The 22,038-nt window shown below is 54.3% G+C and carries 20 protein-coding genes and 2 CRISPR repeat arrays (1 of these 22 only partly in view); of the genes, 11 read left to right on the plus strand and 9 right to left on the minus strand.

Translation table 11 applies throughout. From position 1 onward, the window contains the following. The first annotated feature begins 144 nt into the window (after positions 1 to 144). A complete protein-coding gene (locus DD586_RS17025; RefSeq protein ID WP_012886056.1) occupies positions 145 to 852 on the plus strand; it encodes a UTRA domain-containing protein in 708 nt (235 codons plus the stop codon). Positions 853 to 980: 128 nt separating this feature from the next. On the opposite strand, the gene DD586_RS17030 is transcribed toward DD586_RS17025, so the two are convergent. Next, positions 981 to 1,385, minus strand: coding sequence for a hypothetical protein (locus DD586_RS17030; protein ID WP_041164596.1), 405 nt, complete (start codon positions 1,383 to 1,385; stop codon positions 981 to 983). A gap of 675 nt (positions 1,386 to 2,060) precedes the next feature. On the opposite strand from DD586_RS17030, the gene DD586_RS17035 reads away from it, so the two are divergent. Beyond that, positions 2,061 to 2,408 (plus strand): LysR substrate-binding domain-containing protein, encoded by a 348-nt coding sequence (locus DD586_RS17035; RefSeq protein WP_041164598.1) that lies wholly within the window; start codon positions 2,061 to 2,063, stop codon positions 2,406 to 2,408. A gap of 90 nt (positions 2,409 to 2,498) precedes the next feature. Here DD586_RS17035 and DD586_RS17040 read toward each other — a convergent pair whose 3' ends face one another. From DD586_RS17040 to DD586_RS17055, 4 genes are all read right to left on the minus strand, one after another. Continuing rightward, entirely contained in the window at positions 2,499 to 3,560 is a 1,062-nt protein-coding gene (locus DD586_RS17040) for an NAD(P)-dependent alcohol dehydrogenase (RefSeq protein ID WP_012886058.1), read from the minus strand. A gap of 128 nt (positions 3,561 to 3,688) precedes the next feature. Further along, complete coding sequence (locus tag DD586_RS17045; RefSeq protein ID WP_012886059.1) at positions 3,689 to 4,879, minus strand: MFS transporter; 1,191 nt, start codon at positions 4,877 to 4,879, stop codon at positions 3,689 to 3,691. 43 nt (positions 4,880 to 4,922) lie between these two features. Beyond that, the gene (locus DD586_RS17050) at positions 4,923 to 5,432 is read right to left on the minus strand and encodes a cyclophilin-like fold protein (RefSeq protein WP_012886060.1); all 510 of its coding nucleotides are present in this window, start codon (positions 5,430 to 5,432) and stop codon (positions 4,923 to 4,925) included. A gap of 88 nt (positions 5,433 to 5,520) precedes the next feature. Further along, positions 5,521 to 6,657, minus strand: coding sequence for an alpha/beta hydrolase (locus DD586_RS17055; protein WP_012886061.1), 1,137 nt, complete (start codon positions 6,655 to 6,657; stop codon positions 5,521 to 5,523). 207 nt (positions 6,658 to 6,864) lie between these two features. Here DD586_RS17055 and DD586_RS17060 point away from each other — a divergent pair, with 207 nt between their 5' ends. The 4 genes from DD586_RS17060 to pspG all read left to right on the plus strand — a co-directional run bounded on the left by DD586_RS17060 (position 6,865) and on the right by pspG (position 9,518). Next, the gene (locus tag DD586_RS17060) at positions 6,865 to 7,749 is read left to right on the plus strand and encodes a LysR family transcriptional regulator (RefSeq protein ID WP_012886062.1); all 885 of its coding nucleotides are present in this window, start codon (positions 6,865 to 6,867) and stop codon (positions 7,747 to 7,749) included. 49 nt (positions 7,750 to 7,798) lie between these two features. Then, positions 7,799 to 7,990 (plus strand): hypothetical protein, encoded by a 192-nt coding sequence (locus DD586_RS22050; protein ID WP_157668906.1) that lies wholly within the window; start codon positions 7,799 to 7,801, stop codon positions 7,988 to 7,990. A gap of 123 nt (positions 7,991 to 8,113) precedes the next feature. Further along, positions 8,114 to 9,052 carry a tRNA dihydrouridine(20/20a) synthase DusA gene (gene dusA, locus DD586_RS17065; RefSeq protein WP_238553581.1) on the plus strand — a complete coding sequence of 313 codons (939 nt, stop codon included), beginning with the start codon at positions 8,114 to 8,116 and terminating at the stop codon, positions 9,050 to 9,052. Between the two features lie 187 nt (positions 9,053 to 9,239). After that, positions 9,240 to 9,518, plus strand: a complete 279-nt coding sequence (gene pspG, locus DD586_RS17070) for an envelope stress response protein PspG (protein ID WP_012886064.1) — start codon at positions 9,240 to 9,242, stop codon at positions 9,516 to 9,518. Between the two features lie 406 nt (positions 9,519 to 9,924). Here pspG and DD586_RS17075 read toward each other — a convergent pair whose 3' ends face one another. Further along, positions 9,925 to 10,920: a quinone oxidoreductase gene (locus DD586_RS17075; RefSeq protein ID WP_012886065.1), complete on the minus strand. Its 996-nt coding sequence runs from the start codon at positions 10,918 to 10,920 to the stop codon at positions 9,925 to 9,927. A 117-nt stretch (positions 10,921 to 11,037) separates the two neighbouring features. Here DD586_RS17075 and dnaB point away from each other — a divergent pair, with 117 nt between their 5' ends. Continuing rightward, positions 11,038 to 12,441, plus strand: a complete 1,404-nt coding sequence (gene dnaB / locus DD586_RS17080) for a replicative DNA helicase (protein WP_012886066.1) — start codon at positions 11,038 to 11,040, stop codon at positions 12,439 to 12,441. 34 nt (positions 12,442 to 12,475) lie between these two features. Beyond that, positions 12,476 to 13,552 carry an alanine racemase gene (gene alr / locus DD586_RS17085; RefSeq protein ID WP_012886067.1) on the plus strand — a complete coding sequence of 359 codons (1,077 nt, stop codon included), beginning with the start codon at positions 12,476 to 12,478 and terminating at the stop codon, positions 13,550 to 13,552. Positions 13,553 to 13,755: 203 nt separating this feature from the next. Here alr and bhsA read toward each other — a convergent pair whose 3' ends face one another. From bhsA to DD586_RS17100, 3 genes are all read right to left on the minus strand, one after another. Continuing rightward, positions 13,756 to 14,004, minus strand: coding sequence for a multiple stress resistance protein BhsA (gene bhsA / locus DD586_RS17090; RefSeq protein WP_012886068.1), 249 nt, complete (start codon positions 14,002 to 14,004; stop codon positions 13,756 to 13,758). A 243-nt stretch (positions 14,005 to 14,247) separates the two neighbouring features. Beyond that, on the minus strand, positions 14,248 to 15,015 hold the full coding sequence (locus DD586_RS17095) for a transporter substrate-binding domain-containing protein (RefSeq protein WP_012886069.1): 768 nt from the start codon (positions 15,013 to 15,015) through the stop codon (positions 14,248 to 14,250). Positions 15,016 to 15,220: 205 nt separating this feature from the next. Continuing rightward, a CRISPR array of direct repeats spans positions 15,221 to 15,908; the repeat unit is 28 nt; unit sequence GTGAACTGCCGCATAGGCAGCTTAGAAA. Positions 15,909 to 16,294: 386 nt separating this feature from the next. Next, entirely contained in the window at positions 16,295 to 17,668 is a 1,374-nt protein-coding gene (locus DD586_RS17100; protein ID WP_012886070.1) for an amino acid permease, read from the minus strand. A gap of 371 nt (positions 17,669 to 18,039) precedes the next feature. Between DD586_RS17100 and DD586_RS17105 the strand changes: the two genes are divergently transcribed. From DD586_RS17105 to DD586_RS17115, 3 genes are all read left to right on the plus strand, one after another. Next, positions 18,040 to 18,516 carry an Lrp/AsnC family transcriptional regulator gene (locus DD586_RS17105; RefSeq protein ID WP_012886071.1) on the plus strand — a complete coding sequence of 159 codons (477 nt, stop codon included), beginning with the start codon at positions 18,040 to 18,042 and terminating at the stop codon, positions 18,514 to 18,516. Positions 18,517 to 18,766: 250 nt separating this feature from the next. Beyond that, entirely contained in the window at positions 18,767 to 19,381 is a 615-nt protein-coding gene (locus DD586_RS17110; protein WP_012886072.1) for a YitT family protein, read from the plus strand. A 40-nt stretch (positions 19,382 to 19,421) separates the two neighbouring features. Further along, on the plus strand, positions 19,422 to 20,615 hold the full coding sequence (locus DD586_RS17115; RefSeq protein WP_012886073.1) for an amino acid aminotransferase: 1,194 nt from the start codon (positions 19,422 to 19,424) through the stop codon (positions 20,613 to 20,615). 464 nt (positions 20,616 to 21,079) lie between these two features. Further along, positions 21,080 to 22,038: a CRISPR direct-repeat array (repeat unit 28 nt; unit sequence TTTCTAAGCTGCCTGTGCGGCAGTGAAC) (it continues 90 nt past the right edge of the window).

The raw sequence follows: 22,038 nt of genomic DNA on the forward strand, positions 1-22,038 counted from the left end.
AGGTTTCAACGCCGGTCTGTAAACGCGTGTGGACGGCATCGGATGCCTGTCGGCGTGCAATTTGCATCACCCCGACAGACAGGCAACCTGATAGTCAACAATCCCTGCTATGGTGCAGGCTGCACAATATCAAGGCTTTTTACGATGACGAAAATACAACCGACCGCCGTTATCCAGATTGCTGACGCGCTACGAGAGCGCCTGCATCGTGGCGAGTTCACGAGTGGCCGACTGCCGTCCGAACGGGCGCTCAGCGAGCAGTTTTCCACCACCCGTATCACCCTGCGCGAAGCCCTCACGCTGCTGGAGTCGCAAGGCATCATTTACCGGGAACTGCGGCGCGGCTGGTTCATCTCACCGCCGCGGCTTAGCTATAATCCGCTGCACAGAAGTCACTTTCATGAAATGGCGGAAAAACAGGGGCGTAAAGCCGCTACCGAAGTACTGGAAGCGACTGTCGTTGCGGCAAATGCGACCATTGCCGGTCATCTGGAATTGGAGGAAGGCGCGGAGATCTACCGTATCCGCCGTTTGCGTCGCCTTGATGGGCGCGCGGTGTTGTACGTGGAACACTACCTGAATCCGGTCTGGTTTCCGGGTCTGCTCAATAGCGACCTGACCCGTTCGCTCACCCAGCTTTACCAGTCACAGTACGATATTCGCTACGGCCGGGTGCGCTTCATCATGCTGCCCTCGCCGCTGCCACCGGTGGCGGCACCGGTATTAAAGCTCGCCCCCGGCAGCCCGTCGCTGTTTATCACCCGCATCAACCGGGATCAGCATGACCGTATTATCGACTGTGACTGCGAGTATTGGCGTTACGATGCGCTGTATATTGATGTGCAAGCATAAGCCGTAGGAAAAAACGCGAAGGACATCTGAAGGGCAGCGATAAACAATAGCCCCATGAACCGGTTATCGGTGGTTCATGGGGTGAGTAAATAACACTCCCCATTAATGATTTATCTCAGATGAGGTGATTAGTTCAACGGATTGGCAAACATTTGCCACGCACCTTTGATATTTTTCAACTCAATATTATTAATCAGGCAATGATTGGGATTACCGGGAAGCGGATCTTTCGTTACTGTCGCATTTTTATTGATCAGTGTTGACGCATTGGTGGCACCGGCCTGATTCAACGGGTTGGGATGTTTGGTATCTGTCATAATTAATGCTTTGACTTTCGCGCTATCCACGCCTGAATTCGCTTGAGAGCACAGGGCGGAAACGTTTTGCAATTTTCCCGGATAACCATCCTGATTTTTATAATTCTCATCCATATTGGCTGCGCCATAACGCACTACCAGTGCACCTTTAGGCACATCGTTGACTGCCGCAAATGAAGACACTGATACCATTGCACCAATAGCCATCAACATCATATATTTGATTCTCATTACGACCTCACAGAGCTATCATTTTCAGAGAAATAAATGCCGTAATCTGAATAAATTCAGATTACGTCCACCTATATACCCAAAACAATCCTAACTGAAGGTAAGCCAATAACGACCACATCTCAGCACATATATGCGAAAGACATGAGAACAGTCAACACACCTGCAACAAAGAAATACGATGGGTATAAATTAAAACTCGTTATAAGTCTGGCCTGAATAATCATTTTTTCAAGAAGAAAATATTTATTATTTTTCAAAAAAAATAAAAACCAGAGAGAATGAATTAATTCACCCACATTTATATGCAGCAAAAGAGATCATACCAAACCTCTCTTACCACCAGAGAAATAGGTATTCCCTTTCATACCAAGGTTACAGACGCGTTAGCCAGGAAGATGTTAAGTCAATTTAAACCGATTGCCGTGAAGCAAGCGGAGAATGGAGACAGTCGATAAAAGCACGCTGGAATTCGCCAAGCTCGCTCTGGCTTTTCCCCATCGCCTCAAAAAGATTGTTCAGGATACGGGTGAGAGACGATTACCAGCGTTTTCATTGTAACTCCTTAGAAAATAAAAGAGATGGATAGCAATATGGGTTCTCAGGCGTCGGCAGGGAACGGTAACCCTTCGACCAGATAGATATTGCACCGCTGTCGATGTGCTGGCCGAACAACGTGCTGAAATTGGTGGTCATGTACGTCTCTCGTGTAGTGCAGAATTCGGCCACGACCATCTGTTACCGGTACTGTCAGGACTGCAGATGCGCTACCCTTCCCGGACGATAGAAGTAGACTTTGATGACCGCGTTATTGATCTGGTCAAAGACGGCTACGATTTGGCGATTCGAGGTGGGCAAATCGCAGACTCTGGGCTGGTATCGCGTCCGATTTGTCGACTTGGCATGGTATTGGTCGCCGCCCCGGACTATCTGCTGGCCGCCTTTGCCAACGACGACGCGCTACATGTGCCACTGCACACCCTGAATGATTATGTCTACACGCCCTGACTCAACGGGCATAGCCGTCGGCAGAGCGTGAGAAAATCAGTATCACTAAAAATGGGGCCCTCACACCGAGGGCCCGCCGACAGGGATGACTTAATCCTGTGCGTTAAGAGACGCCATATCTATCACAAAACGGTATTTCACATCGCTGTTCAGCATTCGCTCGTACGCTTCGTTGATGTCCTGCATACGAATCACTTCCACATCCGACACGATGTTATGTTCACCACAGAAATCGAGCATCTCTTGTGTTGCGGCGATCCCGCCGATCATCGATGCAGCGACAGCCTTACCCCCTATCACCATCGGCATGGTGTTCAGCGTCGGGTCAAGTGGGCCGAGATACCCGACCAGCACCAGCGAGCCGTTGAAACGCAAAGTGGGGATATAGGCGTTAACATCGTGTACATAAGGCACCGTATCGACGATGAGATGGAAATGGCCGGCGACCTGAGCCATCTGCTCAGCGTCAGTCGATATCACCACGCGATCGGCTCCCAGACGATAGGCGTCCTCTTCTTTGCCTGATGAACGGGTAAACAGGGTGACGTCGGCTCCCAAAGCCTTGGCCAGTTTAATCGCCATGTGGCCAAGCCCTCCCAGCCCGACCACTGCGACACGGCTACCGGGACCAACCTTGGCATTTTTGAGTGGGGACCAGGTCGTGATGCCAGCACACAGCAAGGGTGCAGCGCCCCGGAGATCAAGGTTATCAGGAATGCTCACGACGAAATCCTGTTTGACGACAACCTTTTCCGAATACCCCCCTTGGGTCATGCTACCATCAATGCGGTCAATGGCACCGTAGGTGTACGTGGCGGTTTCAGCACAATGCTGCTCGTGGCCTTCTTGACAGGCTTCGCAATGCCCACAAGAGTCCACCATACACCCGACACCGACGCGATCGCCGACCTTAAACCGGGTGACATGCTCGCCAACGGCAACAACCTGACCAATGATCTCATGGCCCGGCACAATCGGATAGCTGCTCCATCCCCAGTCATTGCGTGCCGTATGCAGATCTGAGTGGCATACGCCACAATAAAGAATGTCGATCTCCACATCGTCTGGTCGCCTCTGGCGACGTGTGATGGGATGAAACACCAGGGGCGTACTGGCCGAGGTAGCAGCATATGCCTTCACGGATTTGATCATAAATTATCTCCTGTAAACCGGCGTCAATAGTCGGCATGGTTCTTCGTTTACTGACGAGCCAAACACTCGACAAAGGTTGAATGGCGCGCAAAGCGCCTCGGATTCTCAGCATGGGAGCAACGAATTATTTAAACGGGCTTGAGCCGCGCACCATTGCCGACCACCAGTGACGCAATGACCAGCAACAAGGCACTCCCCATAAATGTAGCGCTAATAGAAAGCGTATCCAGCAGCCATCCCCCCAGCGCTGCGCCCAGCGTAATTGCCAGCTGAATGGCGGCAATCATTAATCCACCACCACTATCGGGGGAATCCTCCATCCCTTGAGTAATCCAGGCCGACCAGGCAACCGGAATCGCTGAATTCAGCATCCCCCAGAGGATGAGCGTCAGTGCCGCGCTCCAGAAAAGGTGCCCAACCGCCAGCAGGCAAAGCGTGATAATAGCCAGCACCAACGGCAACCAGCGCAACATCCGGTACAGGTGTAGGCTCAACATCAGGCTGACTGCCGTGGTACCGACAAAACCAGCCAGGCCCAACGCCAGCAACAACGAGGATAGCTGTGGCAGGCTCACGTGGGTGTAACTTTCCAGAAAAGGGCGGAAATAGGTAAAAGCGCTAAAAGCACCGGCGAAGGTCAGCATCACGCCCACGATGGCAAAGAGCACATTAGGGCGCTGCATCAGCCGAAATGGATTCTCTGGCCGTGATGTCGAACGCATCGATGGCACGCTGATCGCCATCCACAACAGGTTGACAACCACCAGCGGTGTCAACAGCCAGAATACCCCACGCCAGCCAATGATGCCGCCCAAATAGCTGCCGATCGGCGCAGCAAACGCCGTCGCTACCGCATTTCCGGTATACATAATACCCAGAGCCTTAGGAACAGACTCGGCCGGAACCAAACGCATAATCGTAGCCGCGGCCAGCGCCCAAAACCCGCCGATGACAATGCCAAGCAATGCCCTCGCCACCATCAGCACCGCAAAATTGGGGCTCAGAGCAATCACCACCAACGAGATTAACATCAGCGTTGCTAACCCCATCAGTACGTGGCGTCTGTCCAATGTGCGGCAAAGCGAGGCAATCACCAGGCTCGTTGGCACAGCAAACAGGCCGGAAATCGAGATAGCAAGGCCCGCCATACCATCGCTGGCCCCCAGGTCATCGGCAATCGGTGTCAGCAAGCTGACAGGCAGGAACTCGGCAGCAATCAATAACGCCACGCACAGCGACATAGCACCAACGGCGGACCACCGCCCGGTGCTCGCCGCCACAAAACCGGGAGCATCCGGCAGTAAGTGAGGAGATGTCATAACATTACCTACAGCTAAAAACGGTATAACTCTGAATATTGAGTCACTTGACGGCCTCAATGATGACGGTCGCGGAAGGATGAGCAGTCAGGTACGTCATGCCTGATTCAATTCGCCCTAACTTGACCAGCCCGGTTGAATAGCCGAAATCCTGATAAAAAATGGCCAGATTTCCCCATGGCGCGTAATACGTCAGATAGCCGACGTCGGGGTCGATGCCTTTAGGTGCCCCTTGCGTGGTTAATTTTCGCGGCAGATAGGCAATCTTCTCGGTACCGGCATGGTCCTCCAGCTTCAGCGTCAGCGGTAGCATAGAGAAAAAATCCCTGGCGCTCGGGCTATCGTCCAGTGTGGCGATGAGGGTCCCGCCTGCCAGAGTCATCTTGATGTTCATAGTGCCTTTCACCGTCGGGTTCTCGATACGGTAGCCTGCGTCGGCGGTTAACACGCTGGCGTTTACCTCAGATGAGCAGATGCTCGCCCCCACCACAGTAACCAGAGCGACGATGGCCAACAGGAACGCCGCCGTCGTGTTGCATGCAGATACAGCCATCCCCGTCACTCCCGCAATAGGATCACAACACCGGGTGTCGGACGCGATAACCAAGCGGCAGGAATTCACCCGCCGCCCAGAACCACCCTTACTTCAGATTGGTGTTAAAGAACTGCTCAAACCTGGCAAACGGGATCTTGCCAGCCTGGTTGTCATACAAGTCCACATGATTAGCACCGGGTACCACCACCAACTCTTTCTGCTTGCTGCCAACGGCCTTGAAAGCCCCCTCAGCAAAATAACGCGAGTGGGCGTTTTCACCCGTGACTATCAAGGTCGGAATGGTGATTTCACTGGCATAACTCAGCAGTGGCATATTCATAAACGACAGCGGCATGGTGGTATTCCACGCACCGTTGGAGTTAATTGAGCGTTCATGGAAGCCGCGCGGCACGCGGTAGTAATCAAAGAACTCGACCAGTACCGGGTTAGGGTTCGCTGGCAATGTCTCCGGCAAGATGCGCTCGGCGGCGGTAACGCGGCCATCTTTATCGACATAAATATCGTGGTTGGAACGGGCAATCGTACCGCTTTGCGCGTCTTTCCAGCGTTGTTCGTTCAGGTATCTCAGCACCGCGCGACGATCAGCGGTGGTGTAACGATCTTGACCATTACCAACACCATGGCCCATCGCACGACTCATGTCGTACATCACGCTGGTCGCGACCGCTTTCACGCGTGTGTCACCCGCAGCCGCATTCAACGCCATACCACCAAAGCCACAGATGCCGAGCAAACCGATGCGGTTACGGTCGACCTCTTTTTGCAGGCCGAGAAAATCAACGGCGGCGCTGAAATCTTCGGTGTTGATATCTGGCGACGCCACATTACGCGGTTCACCGCCGCTTTCACCGGTGTAAGACGGATCAAACGCCAGCGTGACAAAGCCACGTTCGGCAAGGGTTTGCGCGTACAAACCGCTTGATTGCTCCTTCACTGCACCAAATGGTCCGCTTAGCGCGATAGCGGCCAGTTTGCGCTCCCCCCTGTCTTTCGGGAGATAGAGATCGCCAACCAACGTAATGCCATATCGGTTTTGGAATGAGACCTTGCGATGATCAACCTTGCTGCTTTGTGCAAAGGTTTTATCCCACTGCGTCACCATAGAAACAGGTTCATTCGGATTCGTGCTGTCGGCATAGCTCATAGCGGAAACGCCGGTCAATGCCGCGCCCAACAACAAGGCAGAGGCCATAGCCGTCATTTTCCTTGGGAGGATATTCATGAAAAAGCTCCTTAAAAACAAATAATTGTTTTGCAGTCCGGGTGGGTAACTGGCGTTTTTCTAGCCTACGAGCAGCATTGTAATTAGTACGTGTAGTGATGATTAGAGGGTTTTATTTGATAACATTAATGATTTTTTGTTATGAATAGCCCAACCAGACTGGTGGCAAGTGATACCCACCGCCCTCACACGTAAAGGCGCATGACGATGGCGAATCGAGAAAACTACAATGATCTCTACCTGTTTATGCTGGTAGCGCGCGAAGGCAGTTTCACTAAGGCCGCTACCCGACTAGGGCTGACACAATCAGGGGTCAGCCGGGCCATACGAGAGCTGGAAACTCGACTGGGTGTACAGTTATTGACCCGCACCACGCGCAAACTGTCGCTGACACAGGCAGGAGAGCAGCTGTACCGTACCACGTTGACGGGTTTCGATTCGCTTGATCTGGGCCTGGCCACCCTCGCCCATTTCCGCGATACCCCATCAGGTACGGTGCGTATTAATGCCAGCCAACACGCTATCGACAAGGTGCTGCTACCGAAACTGGCGACATTCAGGCTGCACTATCCAGATATTCGACTGGAGCTCATCAGCGAGAGCCGTTTTGTGAACATCATTGACGAACGGTTCGATGCGGGTATCCGCTTAGGCCCCGAAGTCGATGAAGGCATGATTGCGGTGCAGATCACGCCGGATATGGAGATGGTCGTGGTAGCGACGCCGGATCACTTTCGCCATTACGGCTTTCCGCAGACACCCGCAGATTTGGTGGTACATCCTTGCATTGCCTATCAGTTCGCTGACGGCAGCCTCTATCAGTGGGAACTCTGGCAGGATGGCAAACCGTTGAGGCACAAACCACAAGGGCAATGGGTGTTCTCTGACAGCTATATGGAAGCCGCGGCTGCACGGCTTGGATTGGGGCTGGCTTATGTTCCAGAGGAACTGGTGACTCCCGATCTGGAACAAGGAACGCTTATCCGGGTACTACAGCGTTATAGCCACCGTCTGGCAGGATTACACCTTTATTATCCTCACCGTAATGTGTCACCAGCACTGAGAATGGTCATCGATGCGTTGAAACTCTGAATCTGCCGTAGCCTCCCGTTGCGTTGGTAACGTGAAGCTACGGCGCAACATGTTTTCTCCGCTTATCACGCTGTCTGCCAAAGAGAGGGGATTCCCGCTATACTACCCGTTCGCCTGTATATTCCCTGACGGTAAGGCCATCGCGTTTTGTGCCTGTGTCGGCGTGATGTTTTGTATCCTCGCCGAACACCACAACCGTGCGGCGTGCCGCCGCTCTGGCGCTGCGAGGGAGATGATTTAATCAACACGTGTCTGGAAACACCCGTAAATGACTCAGAAACCCATCAGTGAAAACCCCGTGAAATCAGGCATTGAGACCCCACCCGGCAAGCCTGCCCACCGTCAGAGATTCTCGATTGCCCCGATGTTGGACTGGACTGACCGCCATTGCCGCTACTTTCACCGGTTACTGAGCCATAACGCGTTGCTGTACACCGAGATGGTGACCACCGGTGCGATTTTGCACGGCAAGGGCGATTATCTGGCCTATAGCGACGAAGAACATCCGTTGGCGTTGCAGCTCGGCGGCAGCGACCCGACAGCACTGGCACAGTGCGCGGTGCTGGCGGAACAGCGCGGCTATGACGAAATCAACCTCAATGTCGGCTGCCCGTCCGACCGGGTGCAAAATGGCCGTTTCGGTGCCTGCCTGATGGCGGAAGCACAGCTCGTGGCGGATTGCGTAACAGCGATGCGCGAGCGCGTCAGCATTCCGGTGACGGTGAAAACCCGTATCGGTATCGACGATCAGGACAGCTACGAATTTTTATGCGATTTCATCCGCACCGTGTCCGAACAGGGTGGCTGCGACACCTTTATCGTGCATGCCCGTAAAGCCTGGCTTTCCGGCTTAAGCCCGAAGGAAAACCGCGAAATCCCGCCGCTGGATTACCCACGGGTCTACCAACTTAAACGCGATTTCCCCTCGCTGACACTGGCGATTAACGGCGGCATCAAAACGCTGGCGGAGGCGAAACAGCACCTGGAACACGTGGATGGCGTGATGGTGGGTCGGGAAGCCTACCAAAACCCCGGTATGCTGGCGCAGGTTGACCGCGATCTGTTTGACGCCACCAGTGTGGTGCCGAATCAGGCGGCCGTGGTGCAGGCGATGTACCCGTATATCGAACGCGAACTCTCTGGTGGTGCGGCACTGGGCCATATCACCCGGCACATGCTCGGTTTGTTTCAGGGCATACCCGGCGCACGCCAGTGGCGGCGTTATCTGAGTGAAAATGCCCATAAGCCGGGTGCGGACGCATCGGTAGTGGAACACGCGTTATCCCTGGTCAACATCGCCTAAAAAAAACCAACTGTTGGTCTTTTTGACCAACAGTGTATTTCCCCTTGTCATCACCTCATTATAAATCAATGCGTTAGCAGAAATTCATTCTGGCATGCTTCTTGTAATACTCAGCCTGTATACGTCATCACACGCAGAATGCGGCGGTTCCTGCGCACGACGTGATTCAATGGCCAAGGAGCACACCATGTTAGAGATTTTCTTCGTTATGGGGTTTTTTATCATGCTGGTGGTCACCGGCGTGTCACTACTGGGCGTCATGGTGGCGCTGATTGCCGCCGCCATTGTGATGCTGATTGCCGGGCTGTTTACGATGGCGATAAAAGTCCTGCCGTGGTTGCTGCTGGCCATCGTGGTGGTATGGCTGTGGCGTCGATATCAAGGTCCAGGTGCTGCCAGTACGCCCTATGGCCGGTATCGGAAAAAATACGACTCGCGCTATCACAGAGGCGGCGGTGACTGGTAACGACACACAGAAAGAGACACCAGAATAGACGTATCGCAGATAAAAACGCAGGGAATACAAAACTGTGCGCCAGCAAATATTTTTTCCTCACTGCAACTGCTAGCATACTGAGTATTGTCTGCGTCTTCCTGATAACTCAGGGAAAAGCCAACGACACGATTTCATCGCCGTCAGGAAAATAATAGCCGCTCAGTGGCACCTTCGTGACGATCACCCGCTGTACCCTACATACAGCTGATGAAATTAGCCTTATGGCGTTTACGGTCTGTGCACAAACACCGGCTCTTACCGGGCCGGTGTTTGTCCTGCCTGAATCGCACTACCTGATCAATCCCCCGCTGACACGCTCAAACACCTATGCCCTCACACGCCAGGGGAAGTACTGCGCCCTGCCACAGCACACTGATTACGCGCTGTAACCCGGAATCAGCAGGCATGAGCCTTGCGTAGTGCGACTTTCCAGCGCACGGTGGGCGGACTGCGCATCTTCCAGCGCAAATTTCTGGCTCTCCGGCACCGTCACATTGATGGCACCGCTGGCAATCAGCCCAAACAGCTCACGGCTGGCGAGCTCCAGCTCCTCGCGGTTGGTGATATAGCTAAACAGCGACGGACGGGTGACATACAGCGACCCTTTCTGGTTGAGGATACCGAGATTGACCCCGGTCACCGGGCCGGACGCGTTGCCGAAGCTCACCATTAACCCGCGCCGTTTCAGGCAGTTCAGCGATGCCTCCCAGGTGTCCTTGCCGACCGAGTCATACACCACCGACACTTTCTCTTCGTGCGTTAATTCCAGCACCCGCTGGACGATATCTTCCCGGCGATAATTGATGGTGGCCCAGGCCCCCGCCTGTTTTGCCAGTTCCGCCTTCTCGTCAGAACCGACGGTACCGATTAATTTTGCGCCCAGGGCTTTCGCCCACTGACAGGCGATAAGCCCAACGCCGCCCGCCGCCGCATGGAATAAAAACACCTCGCCCGGTTTCACTTCATAGGTCTGACGCAGCAGGTAATGTACGGTCAATCCTTTCAGGAATGACGCCGCCGCCTGCTCGAAGCTGATGTTATCCGGCAACAGCGCGACTTTGTCCGCCGGTACGTTATGCCGCTCGCTATACGCCCCCAATGCCGACTGGGCATACACCACACGATCGCCCACCTTCAGGTGTGTGACGCTCGCCCCGGCCTTCACCACCACGCCCGCCGCTTCAGTCCCCAATCCCGAGGGGAACGACGGCGGTGAGTACAACCCGGCACGAAAGTAGGTATCAATGAAGTTGATGCCGATGGCGTGGTTTTCCACCTGAACCTCGTTAAGACCCGGCTCGCGTGGTGTGTAATCCACATACTCCAGCACCCCCGGCCCGCCGTGGTCGCTGAACTGAATACGTTTAGCCATGATGAATCTCCTCGATCTACTCGTGTGTGCCCGCAGATATCATCGGACGATATGTCATTCTGTGATATACAATGCTCCCACTCCTTAAGCTAAATCAACCCGTAAAGAACGCGTTTCATGGCAGAAAAAAAATCAACTAAACCGGCAGAATCCCGCGACCGTCAGGTAGAAGGGCTAAAACTTCCGCCCCATTCCATCGAAGCGGAACAGTCGGTGCTAGGGGGGTTGATGCTCGATAACGAGCGTTGGGACAACGTTGCCGAGCGCGTCAGTACCAACGACTTTTTCAACCGCGCCCATCGGCTCATCTTCAACGAGATGCAGCGCCTGCTGGAGATGAGCAAGCCCATTGACCTGATCACCCTGTCAGAGTCGCTGGAGCAAAAAGGCGAGCTGGAATCCGCAGGTGGGTTCGCCTACCTGGCGGAAATGGCGAAAAACACCCCCAGCGCGGCGAATATCGGCGCTTATGCCGACATCGTACGTGAACGTGCAGTAGTGCGAGAAATGATCGCCGTCGCCAATGAAATCGCCGACGCAGGCTATGATCCACAAGGCCGCAGCAGCGAAGACCTGCTGGATCTGGCCGAATCGCGCGTGTTTCAAATCGCAGAAAACCGCGCCAGTAAAGATGAAGGCCCCAAAAGTATCGACCGCATTTTGGAAGATACCGTGTCGCGCATCGAGCAGCTTTATCAGCGCCCGCACGACGGCGTCACCGGTGTTTCCAGCGGCTATCAGGACCTGGACAAGAAAACCGCCGGGTTGCAGAAATCAGACCTGATTATCGTGGCGGCACGTCCTTCCATGGGGAAAACCACCTTCGCCATGAACCTGTGCGAAAACGCCGCCATGACACAGGAAAAACCGGTACTGATCTTCAGTCTGGAGATGCCCGGCGAACAGATCATGATGCGTATGCTGGCCTCGCTGTCGCGCGTCGACCAAACCCGCATTCGTACCGGTCAGCTCGACGATGAGGACTGGGCGCGCATTTCCAGCACCATGGGGTTGTTGCTGGAAAAACGCAACATGTACATCGATGATTCATCCGGCCTGACCCCTACCGAAGTACGCTCCCGCGCCCGCCGGGTATTCCGCGAGCACGATGGCCTGAGCCTTATCATGATCGACTACCTGCAATTGATGCGGGTTCCTTCCTTGTCGGACAACCGAACGCTGGAGATTGCCGAAATCTCCCGTTCACTCAAAGCGTTGGCAAAAGAATTGCAAGTACCGGTCATCGCGCTGTCGCAGCTCAACCGTAGCCTGGAGCAGCGGGCGGATAAACGCCCGGTTAACTCCGACTTGCGTGAATCCGGCTCCATCGAGCAGGACGCCGACCTGATCATGTTTATCTATCGTGACGAGGTCTATCACGAAAACAGCGATTTGAAAGGCATCGCGGAAATTATTATTGGTAAGCAGCGTAACGGGCCGATCGGTACCGTTCGCCTGACCTTTAACGGGCAGTGGTCACGTTTCGACAATTACGCCGGACCACAATACGATGATGAATAAATATGATGACGAATAAACGCACTAAGGACTTAGCATGAAAACGGCAACTGCCGTCATTGATCGTCAGGCTTTGCGCCACAATCTGCAACGTATCCGACAGATGGCACCACAAAGCCGATTGATCGCCATCGTCAAAGCCAACGCCTACGGGCACGGCGCACTGGAAGCCGCCCGCGCCTTTTCCGACGCTGACGGTTACGGCGTCTCCCGCCTGAGCGAAGCGCTGGTACTGCGCGCCGCCGGAATCACCAAACCTATCCTGCTGCTGGAAGGCTTCTTTGACGCTGACGAGTTACCGTTGCTGGCCGAACACCAGTTGGAAACCGCGGTACACAGTGAAGAGCAGTTAGCGGCGCTGGAACAGGCGCGCTTGCCGCACCCGCTGACGGTCTGGATGAAGCTCGACACCGGCATGCACCGCCTTGGCGTATTACCGGAACACGCCGACGCGTTTTATACCCGGCTGTGCAACTGCACTAACGTGGTGCAGCCGGTGAACATCATGAGTCACTTTTGCCGCGCCGATGAACCCGAGGTCGATACCACCCAACGCCAGCTCGACTGCTTTGATGCCTTTGTACAAGGCAAGCCGGGCCGTCAGTCCATCGCCGCTTCTGGTGGCATCCTGCTGTGGCCACAGGCGCACCGGGATCAAATTCGCCCCGGCATTATCCAGTACGGCATTTCACCGCTGGCGCAAGGCGATGCCAGCCAGTGGCAGCTTAAACCCGCAATGACCTTGACCTCACAGCTGATTGCGGTACGCGAACACCACGCCGGTGAACCGGTGGGATACGGCAGCAACTGGGTCAGCCCGCGTGACACCCGCCTTGGGGTGGTCGCCATCGGCTACGGCGACGGCTATCCGCGTGATGCCAAAAACGGCACGCCAGTGTGGGTAAATGGCCGTGAAGTGCCGCTATCTGGTCGGGTTTCGATGGATATGCTCACTGTCGACCTGGGGCCGGATGCACAAGACAAGGTGGGTGATGAAGTGATTTTATGGGGCGGCCCGCTGCCGGTAGAAAACGTCGCGGCCTACAACGGCATCAGCGCCTATGAGCTGATCACCCGTCTGACCGCCCGTACTCAACTGGAGTACATCGGCTAGCACATCGGCTAATCGCCCTTCCCGCTCAGTGCTATTATTCGATCAGTACTATTCGATCAGTACTATCCTCGATCAGCACTATCCGCTGCTATGCAAAAAGCCCGAACCCTGGATGAACCTGGGTTCGGGCTTTCTCACATCATACTGAACCGTTTACTCATGACGCGTCAGCCGCAGAACATCAGCCACGCACAAGCGAGTGATTAGTTATACAGTTCGGCAACCGCGCGCATCTGGTCATCACCGGTAGCAGAGATGATGCGGAAAGATTTGGCACCGGCGGCATCTGCTTTTACTGACAGCTGATGCTGCACATCATCCAGGGTGCGACCGGTAACAGACACGGTCCCGATGTCACGGCTCTGTGCTGACTGAACTTCAGTCGCCGCCATAGAACCGAAAGAGACAGTAGCCAGAACGGCAGCAGCAACAACAGTTTTGATTGATTTCATGATAAACCTCTTCACATTATTCGGGTCGGGAAGGCCATTTGCCTTCGATGTGAAGCAGGATAGCGCCGTTAGCAGTCTGTTAAAACCGGGTTAATTTGCCGATATCAATCAAAGAAATTGAATGAAAAAAAGCACCAAAAGATAAGCAAAAACTATCTCATGGTGCGCAATGTCGGTCTATTATCCCAAATAATACGATAAACAATATAGATTTACGTTATATTACACAGAATACACAAACTTTTATTCTGCCTTACCCAACCATTCAGAAATGATATTCCGATACTCACCCGTCGATTTAGACAAGTGCAGCCATTGGTCCACATATAACTTCCAGCTCATGTCGTCACGCGGCAGCATGTAGGCTTTCTCGCCATACTGCATCGGTGAAGCAGGATTAACCGCACACAGTTGCGGATAACGCTTCTGCTGGTACAACGCTTCGGACGCATCGGTAATCATCACATCCGCCTGCTTGTCTACCAGTTGCTGGAAGATGGTCACATTGTCGTGCAACGCCAGATGGGCATTCGGTAAATGAGCATGCACAAACGCCTCGTTGGTGCCGCCCGCCGGTTCGATCACCCGCACCGAGGGCTGATTAATCTGCGCTACCGTCTGGTACTTATCTTTATCGTCACAGCGCACCAGCGGGATCTTGCCATCCACATCCAGCGTATTAGAGAAAAAGGCCTTCTTCTGGCGCTCCAGCGTGACGGAAATCCCGCCCATGGCGATATCACACTGGTCAGACTGAAAATCTGGCATCAGGGTTTTCCAGCTGGTTTTCACCCATTCCACCTTCACGCCCAGGCTTTTCGCCAGCGACTGCGCCATCGCAATATCGATACCTTCGTAACTGCCATCCGCACGCAGCGAGGTATACGGCTTATAGTCCCCGGTAGTACAGACCTTCAGCACCCCACGTTCCTGAACCTGATCAAGATGAGAAGCCGCGCTGGCACTACCGGCCAGCCCCAATAACAACATCAATGAGAACCGTTTTTTCATGAAATATCCCTGCACGTCACGCCTGTCTGGCAAAAACGTCACTGTAGCACGCCATATTCACGAATATCGCTTTTGACCCTTTTTTTCGCCCCGTGATAACTCGTTGATTTTTAATGATGATAAAGGTGGGTTTTAAAAAAGGGTTTCACGACCCAAAACACGACTTTCCCTTTCAACATCAAGCCATAAGCGATAAATTGCTACAGTGAACTGCCGCATAGGCAGCTTAGAAAGCTACCGAGATCGCCACCTGCCGTGTATCAGCGTGAACTGCCGCATAGGCAGCTTAGAAAAGCATCAGCACCGCTATAACCTCAGCCAAATAGTGAACTGCCGCATAGGCAGCTTAGAAAACGGCGTGGCCCGATTCCGGGGTGGTACTGGCGTGAACTGCCGCATAGGCAGCTTAGAAATTGATGACACAGAAAAGCTCGACCGCAAACAAGTGAACTGCCGCATAGGCAGCTTAGAAAATGGGCGGTTATCGCATGACGCCACACGCCAGGTGAACTGCCGCATAGGCAGCTTAGAAAACGGTGTACGTCACGGTCATTACCTTGGTCAGGTGAACTGCCGCATAGGCAGCTTAGAAATGAGATATCAGGCATGGGCCGGTAACCGCGATGTGAACTGCCGCATAGGCAGCTTAGAAATAGGCAGCCCATCGCTGACCGGGACTCCAACCGTGAACTGCCGCATAGGCAGCTTAGAAATTATCGAATTCCGTATTAAAATCCTGCTGCGTGTGAACTGCCGTGTAGGCAGCTTAGAAAAATCAGCGGTTGCGTCATCAAGATACGTGTCAGTGAACTGCCGTGTAGGCAGCTTAGAAACGATAACGGAGCGTCTTCCACTAATTGAGACGGTGAACTGCCGCGTAGGCAGCTTAGAAAGAGCTGGAACCAGTTGATTGACGCCATCGAAGGTGAACTGCCGTACAGGCAGCGGTGGTGGGGTTACTGGCGTTAAAACTACGCTGAGGTGGGCGACTTCGCCGGATGAGCGGCAGGACGCCGCGAAAACCTGTGCCGTGCATGGAGCACGTCACAGGTGGTCCGAACAGCGAAGGTGAACGCCGAAGGCACCGCGTCAGCGGCGTAGTTTAGCCACTCAGCCAGAGGTCAAGGAGAGGTGGCGCTTGCACCTCTCCTTGTCGTGCGTGCGATGATGTGGCAAAGAATCGACACCGTTTATCCCGCACGAAACCACCCACCAACCTGACATACATTCGCCAGTCAATAACAAAGCACCCCGGCTGTTTACCAACAGCCCAAAAACGTTACTCCACCGTCAACACCGCTACCGCCTTTTTACGCTGTTTGATGGCATAACCCGCCCCCAGCGCCAGCAGCCAGAACGGAATCAGCCACACGGAAATCTGAATGCCCGGCGTCATCGCCATGATCACCAAAATCCCGGCCAGAAACAGCAGGCACAGAATGTTGGTCAGCGGGTAGCCCAGGCTTTTGAAGCGGGTTTCCTGATGCGCACGCTGTTTCGCCTGGCGGAATTTCAAATGGGTAATGCTGATCATCGCCCAGTTGATCACCAGTGCAGACACCACCAGCGCCATCAGCAGTTCAAACGCTTTGCCCGGCATCAGGTAGTTGAGCAGCACACACAACGCCGTCGCCAGCGCCGATACCCCCAATGACACCAGCGGAATACCACGGCGGTTGACCGAAAGCAGCACCCGCGGCGCGTTGCCCTGCTGCGCCAGCCCGAACAGCATGCGGCTATTGCAGTACACACAGCTGTTGTATACCGACAACGCGGCGGAGAGCACCACCAGATTCAGCACATTCGCCACCAGATTGCTATCCAGCGCGTGGAAAATCAGCACGAACGGGCTGCCGCCTTCCACCACTTTCTGCCACGGATACAGCGACAGCAGTACCGCCAGCGCCCCCACATAAAACAGCAGGATGCGGTAAATCACCTGATTGGTGGCACGTGGGATACTGCGTTGCGGGTCGTCCGCTTCGGCGGCAGTAATCCCCACCAGCTCCAGCCCGCCGAAGGAAAACATGATCACCGCCATCGCCATTACCATGCCGCTGACACCGTTCGGGAAGAAGCCACCGTGCTGCCACAGGTTGGCGACACTGGCATCCGGCCCGCCCGTACCGCTCAACAGCAGATAGCCACCAAACACGATCATGCCGATAATCGCCGCCACCTTGATGATGGAAAACCAAAACTCCAGCTCGCCGTAGACCTTCACCGTGCTCAGGTTGATGGCGTTAATCGCGACAAAAAACACCGCCGCCGAAACCCAGGTCGGCACACCCGGCCACCAATACTGAATGTAGATGCCCACCGCGCTCAGTTCCGCCATGCTCACCAGCACGTACAACACCCAGTAATTCCAGCCGGACATAAACCCGGCAAAATGCCCCCAGTAATGGTTAGCGAAATGACTAAACGAACCGGCTACCGGCTCTTCCACCACCATTTCCCCCAACTGACGCATAATAAAAAAAGCAATCACGCCCGCAATGGCGTACCCCAGCAGCACCGACGGCCCTGCCATACGAATTGTCTGTGCAATGCCAAGAAACAAACCGGTCCCGACCGCCCCACCCAGCGCAATCAGCTGGATATGGCGGTTCTTCAGCCCGCGCTTCAGCTGGCTGTCTTGTTGTGTGTTCATCACCCTGTCTCCCAGAAAGTGGGTTAATTGTTATGTCTGTCGTCACACAAGGAGCAATTATCAGGCCAACCTCCACACCGTTTCCCCGCAAGGCGTGTTTAAGGTACTTAACAAACTGAATCAGTTTAGAAAAAATCATGAATTCACACTTCTCGCAACAAAACAGCCATTGCGTTTATTCAGTGTAAAAAACAGACAAAAATCGCATACAACAGACAAAATACCGGCTAGTCATACACAACAACGAACCAGAATGGTGCAAGCGCTCAGCCGGAAAAACGTGCTGGCGGCATAAGATGTCAAACAACGAACTTCCGGAAGGGAAAAAAGCTGATAGTCTGTAGGCTTTATGCTTCTGGCAAGGCAGGGCTATGTACAACATTGATGATTTTGATTTGAAGATCCTCACATTGCTGCAGGCAAACGGACGCCTGACTAATCAGGAGCTCAGCGATCTGGTTGGGTTGTCTGCCTCACAGTGCTCCCGTCGTCGAATCGCCCTCGAACAGGCGCAACTGATTCTCGGCTATCACGCCCGGCTGGCGCCCGATGCGGTGGGGCTGGAGTTGATGGGGTTGATTGAAGTGCGGCTGATCAATCACACTCAGGAATGCGTAGACAGCTTCCATCAGATGCTCGGCGAAGTAGACGCCATTATTGATGCCTACAAAACCACTGGTGATGCCGATTACATGCTCAAAGTGGCGGTAGCGGATTTGCACGGCCTGAGCGCGCTCATCAGCGAAATTCTGGCGCGCAATAAAAGCGTGGCGCACCTGAAAACCTCCGTGGTGCTCAACCGCCTGAAAGAGAACGGGTTAATGGCACCAGCCGCCTCAGCGCTCTGATTCAGTGCACACCGTGCTTCATTATGGTGCAGGGCGGCATACCTCCTGCATCACTCCACCATAAATTGCACGATATCCACATAAATAACGACAATCATGCACGATACGTGTAAATATTTTCGTTTAATGCTTTCAATACGTTAACGTGATTACAGCGTGAAAAAGCAACCCTGGGCGACATGCGCCACACCATCTGGTGTGCTTTTTGCTTGAAAAGACAGGTATTCCCTCTTTTATCAGGCACGTTTCCATGGATAACGTCATTACACCACAACCCGTTTCACACACGCTGCTGGAAGACGTTCTGGCACTGCTTATCGGCACCCTGATGGTCTCTTTCGGGGTGATTCTGCTGCGCCAGGCGGGCGCGCTCACCGGCGGCACGGCTGGTATGGCTTTTTTGTTGCACTACGCGACCCATATCTCGTTTGGCACCGCGTTCTTTCTGCTGAATCTGCCGTTTTATTACCTCGCTATTCGGCGCATGGGCTGGGCATTTACCGTTAAAACCTTCTGTGCGGTAGCGATGGTCTCGCTGTTTTCCGACCTGCACCCGCTCTTCATCCACTTTGACCACCTGCAACCGGTTTACGCCACGCTGTTTGGCAACCTGATCATGGGGCTGGGGTTTATCGTACTGTTTCGCCATCGCGCCAGTCTGGGTGGGGTGAATATTCTGGCGCTCTATTTACAGGATAAAAGTGGAATCCGCGCCGGAAAATTCCAGATGGCGGTAGACGTGACCATTGTGCTGGCTTCCCTGTTCGTGGTAAGCATACCCATGCTGATCGCATCGGTAGTAGGAGCGGCGGCGCTGAATCTGATTATTGCCATGAATCATCGCCCCGGCCGTTATATCGCCTAGCGAACAGCCTGACTTTTTATACCTGAGGAGAGTGACCAACGTGTTCCAGAATGTCGACGCCTATGCTGGCGACCCTATCCTGTCCCTGATGGAAAAATTCAAGCAGGATCCCCGTACTGATAAAGTCAACCTCAGCATCGGGTTGTATTACGACGGTCAAGGCGTCATTCCTCAGTTGCAGGCGGTCAACGCCGCAGAAACCCAGTTGCAGGCAGAGCCGCAACACGCCTCGGTTTACCTGCCGATGGAAGGTCTGGCCGCTTACCGCAGCGCGGTACAAACGCTGCTGTTCGGCGAGCACCACCCGGCGCTTACCGCGCAGCGTGTCGCCACCATCCAGACCCTGGGCGGCTCCGGCGCGCTGAAAGTGGGGGCCGATTTCCTCAAACGTTATTTCCCGGACTCCGAAGTCTGGGTCAGCGACCCGACCTGGGAAAACCACATCGCGATTTTCTCCGGTGCCGGTTTTCAGGTGCATACCTACCCGTACTTTGACGCCGACACATTGGGCGTCAACGTAGAAAAGATGATAAGCGCGCTGAAACAGCTGCCGCCGCGCAGCATCGTGCTGCTGCACCCGTGCTGCCACAACCCGACCGGCTCAGACCTGACCCACGCCGAGTGGGACCGCGTCATCGAAGTGCTGATCAAAGGCGAGCTGGTGCCGTTTCTGGATATCGCTTATCAGGGCTTTGGTGGCGGCATGGACGACGATGCCTACGCCATTCGCGCCATCGCCAGTGCGGGCCTACCAGCGCTGGTCAGCAACTCGTTTTCTAAAATCTTCTCGCTGTATGGCGAGCGCGTCGGCGGGTTGTCCGTCGTATGTGAAGACCAGGACGCCGCCAGCCGCGTACTGGGGCAGTTGAAAGCCACCGTGCGCCGCAACTACTCCAGCCCACCGAACTTCGGTGCCCAGGTGGTCTCGCGCGTACTGAACGACAGCACGCTCAACGCCAGCTGGCACGCAGAAGTGGAAGCGATGCGCCTGCGTATTCATGAAATGCGCCAGACGCTGGTGGACGAACTGAAAAAAGCGCTACCGGAACGTAACTTTGACTACCTGCTAACCCAACGCGGCATGTTCAGCTACACCGGCTTTAGCGCCGCACAGGTAGACCGCCTGCGCGAAGAGTTCGGTGTGTATCTCATCGCCAGCGGCCGTGTTTGCATCGCCGGGTTAAACCATCACAACGTACAGCGCGTCGCTGCTGCCTTCGCTGCCGTACAGTAAGTTATTCCTTTCACTTTTTTTACGCCCTTTCCCCCAGCCGGTAACGGTTGGGGGATTTTTTTCCTTGCAGGAAACGGCTATGCCCGCCGGGGATGGGGTGCTGGTAACAGCCGGGGGATTGCGGCCTGATTTATGCTGGGCGGTGGGTGGTTTCGTGCGGGATAGACAATCGCGCCTCTCTACTATTTCATCGCACGCACGACAAGGAGAGGTGCAAGCGCCACCTCTCCTTGACCTCTGGCTTGATGGCTAAACTACGCCGCTGACGCGGTGCCTTCGGCGTTCGCCTTCGCTGTTCGGACCGCCCATTACGCGTTCCTTACGCGGAATGGGCTTGCACGGCATCCATGCCGTGCATCCGGCGAAGTCGCCCACCTCAGCGTAGTTTTAACGCCAGTAAACCCGTCAACCTCTGCCTACTCGGCAGTGAACTGTTAATGTTGACGACAAAAGCCCTTACGAGATTTCTAAGCTGCCTACTCGGCAGTGAACTGGCACCTTAGCAGCGTTGATTGTCCGGGCGCTTTCTAAGCTGCCTACGCGGCAGTGAACGATATTCATATCGACGTGAGCACGTATTGTAATTTCTAAGCTGCCTACGCGGCAGTGAACGAACGTAATTTGCCGGAATAGCGATAGTCATGTTTCTAAGCTGCCTATGCGGCAGTGAACCACGCGAAGAAGCCGACCAGCTTATTTTGACTTTTCTAAGCTGCCTATGCGGCAGTGAACAATTCGGTCATTGGTTTTGCCTTATTTCTTGATTTCTAAGCTGCCTACACGGCAGTGAACATTACCCGAAGGCGCCCTTCTCAAATCACTGGCTTCTAAGCTGCCTACACGGCAGTGAACGCCGACACTTTCGGCTTCAATCGTGCGCCGCATTTCTAAGCTGCCTACACGGCAGTGAACGTGTGCGCCAGCCGGACAATCACATTTTCAATTTTCTAAGCTGCCTGTGCGGCAGTGAACGCCCCCGCACTGCCGGATGCGCTACATGCAGATTTCTAAGCTGCCTGTGCGGCAGTGAACCGAATCATTTTCGGCGCGCAGGCGCTTATTCTTTTCTAAGCTGCCTGTGCGGCAGTGAACATCGCCCCGTTCCACAATGGCCCCACGTATCATTTCTAAGCTGCCTACACAGCAGTGAACATGAGGATGTAACCGATGGGATTCTTTGGCTTTTTTCTAAGCTGCCTACGCGGCAGTGAACGCGCTGATGCGGGTTTGGCCGTTGACCTGCCGTTTCTAAGCTGCCTGTGCGGCAGTGAACTGATACAGCAGGCGACAACGATTGTACACGCTTTTCTAAGCTGCCTGTGCGGCAGTGAACGGTTAACTCCGTGCGGTTCTTCAGCATTCCCATTTCTAAGCTGCCTGTGCGGCAGTGAACCAGGCGGCGCGCCGGGTGATCTGCCCGTAT

Origin of the sequence: Dickeya parazeae Ech586, from assembly GCF_000025065.1 — a bacterium.
Lineage (GTDB): Bacteria > Pseudomonadota > Gammaproteobacteria > Enterobacterales > Enterobacteriaceae > Dickeya > Dickeya zeae.

What these genes read in the sequence shown, in the direction of transcription:
- DD586_RS17025 (WP_012886056.1), top strand. Translation starts at nt 145, where the DNA reads ATGACGAAAATACAACCGACCGCCGTTATCCAGATTGCTGACGCGCTA.
- DD586_RS17030 (WP_041164596.1), bottom strand. Translation starts at nt 1,385, where the DNA reads ATGATGTTGATGGCTATTGGTGCAATGGTATCAGTGTCTTCATTTGCG.
- DD586_RS17040 (WP_012886058.1), bottom strand. Translation starts at nt 3,560, where the DNA reads ATGATCAAATCCGTGAAGGCATATGCTGCTACCTCGGCCAGTACGCCC.
- DD586_RS17045 (WP_012886059.1), bottom strand. Translation starts at nt 4,879, where the DNA reads ATGACATCTCCTCACTTACTGCCGGATGCTCCCGGTTTTGTGGCGGCG.
- DD586_RS17050 (WP_012886060.1), bottom strand. Translation starts at nt 5,432, where the DNA reads ATGGCTGTATCTGCATGCAACACGACGGCGGCGTTCCTGTTGGCCATC.
- DD586_RS17055 (WP_012886061.1), bottom strand. Translation starts at nt 6,657, where the DNA reads ATGAATATCCTCCCAAGGAAAATGACGGCTATGGCCTCTGCCTTGTTG.
- DD586_RS17060 (WP_012886062.1), top strand. Translation starts at nt 6,865, where the DNA reads ATGGCGAATCGAGAAAACTACAATGATCTCTACCTGTTTATGCTGGTA.
- DD586_RS22050 (WP_157668906.1), top strand. Translation starts at nt 7,799, where the DNA reads ATGTTTTCTCCGCTTATCACGCTGTCTGCCAAAGAGAGGGGATTCCCG.
- dusA (WP_238553581.1), top strand. Translation starts at nt 8,114, where the DNA reads ATGTTGGACTGGACTGACCGCCATTGCCGCTACTTTCACCGGTTACTG.
- pspG (WP_012886064.1), top strand. Translation starts at nt 9,240, where the DNA reads ATGTTAGAGATTTTCTTCGTTATGGGGTTTTTTATCATGCTGGTGGTC.
- DD586_RS17075 (WP_012886065.1), bottom strand. Translation starts at nt 10,920, where the DNA reads ATGGCTAAACGTATTCAGTTCAGCGACCACGGCGGGCCGGGGGTGCTG.
- dnaB (WP_012886066.1), top strand. Translation starts at nt 11,038, where the DNA reads ATGGCAGAAAAAAAATCAACTAAACCGGCAGAATCCCGCGACCGTCAG.
- alr (WP_012886067.1), top strand. Translation starts at nt 12,476, where the DNA reads ATGAAAACGGCAACTGCCGTCATTGATCGTCAGGCTTTGCGCCACAAT.
- bhsA (WP_012886068.1), bottom strand. Translation starts at nt 14,004, where the DNA reads ATGAAATCAATCAAAACTGTTGTTGCTGCTGCCGTTCTGGCTACTGTC.
- DD586_RS17095 (WP_012886069.1), bottom strand. Translation starts at nt 15,015, where the DNA reads ATGAAAAAACGGTTCTCATTGATGTTGTTATTGGGGCTGGCCGGTAGT.
- DD586_RS17100 (WP_012886070.1), bottom strand. Translation starts at nt 17,668, where the DNA reads ATGAACACACAACAAGACAGCCAGCTGAAGCGCGGGCTGAAGAACCGC.
- DD586_RS17105 (WP_012886071.1), top strand. Translation starts at nt 18,040, where the DNA reads ATGTACAACATTGATGATTTTGATTTGAAGATCCTCACATTGCTGCAG.
- DD586_RS17110 (WP_012886072.1), top strand. Translation starts at nt 18,767, where the DNA reads ATGGATAACGTCATTACACCACAACCCGTTTCACACACGCTGCTGGAA.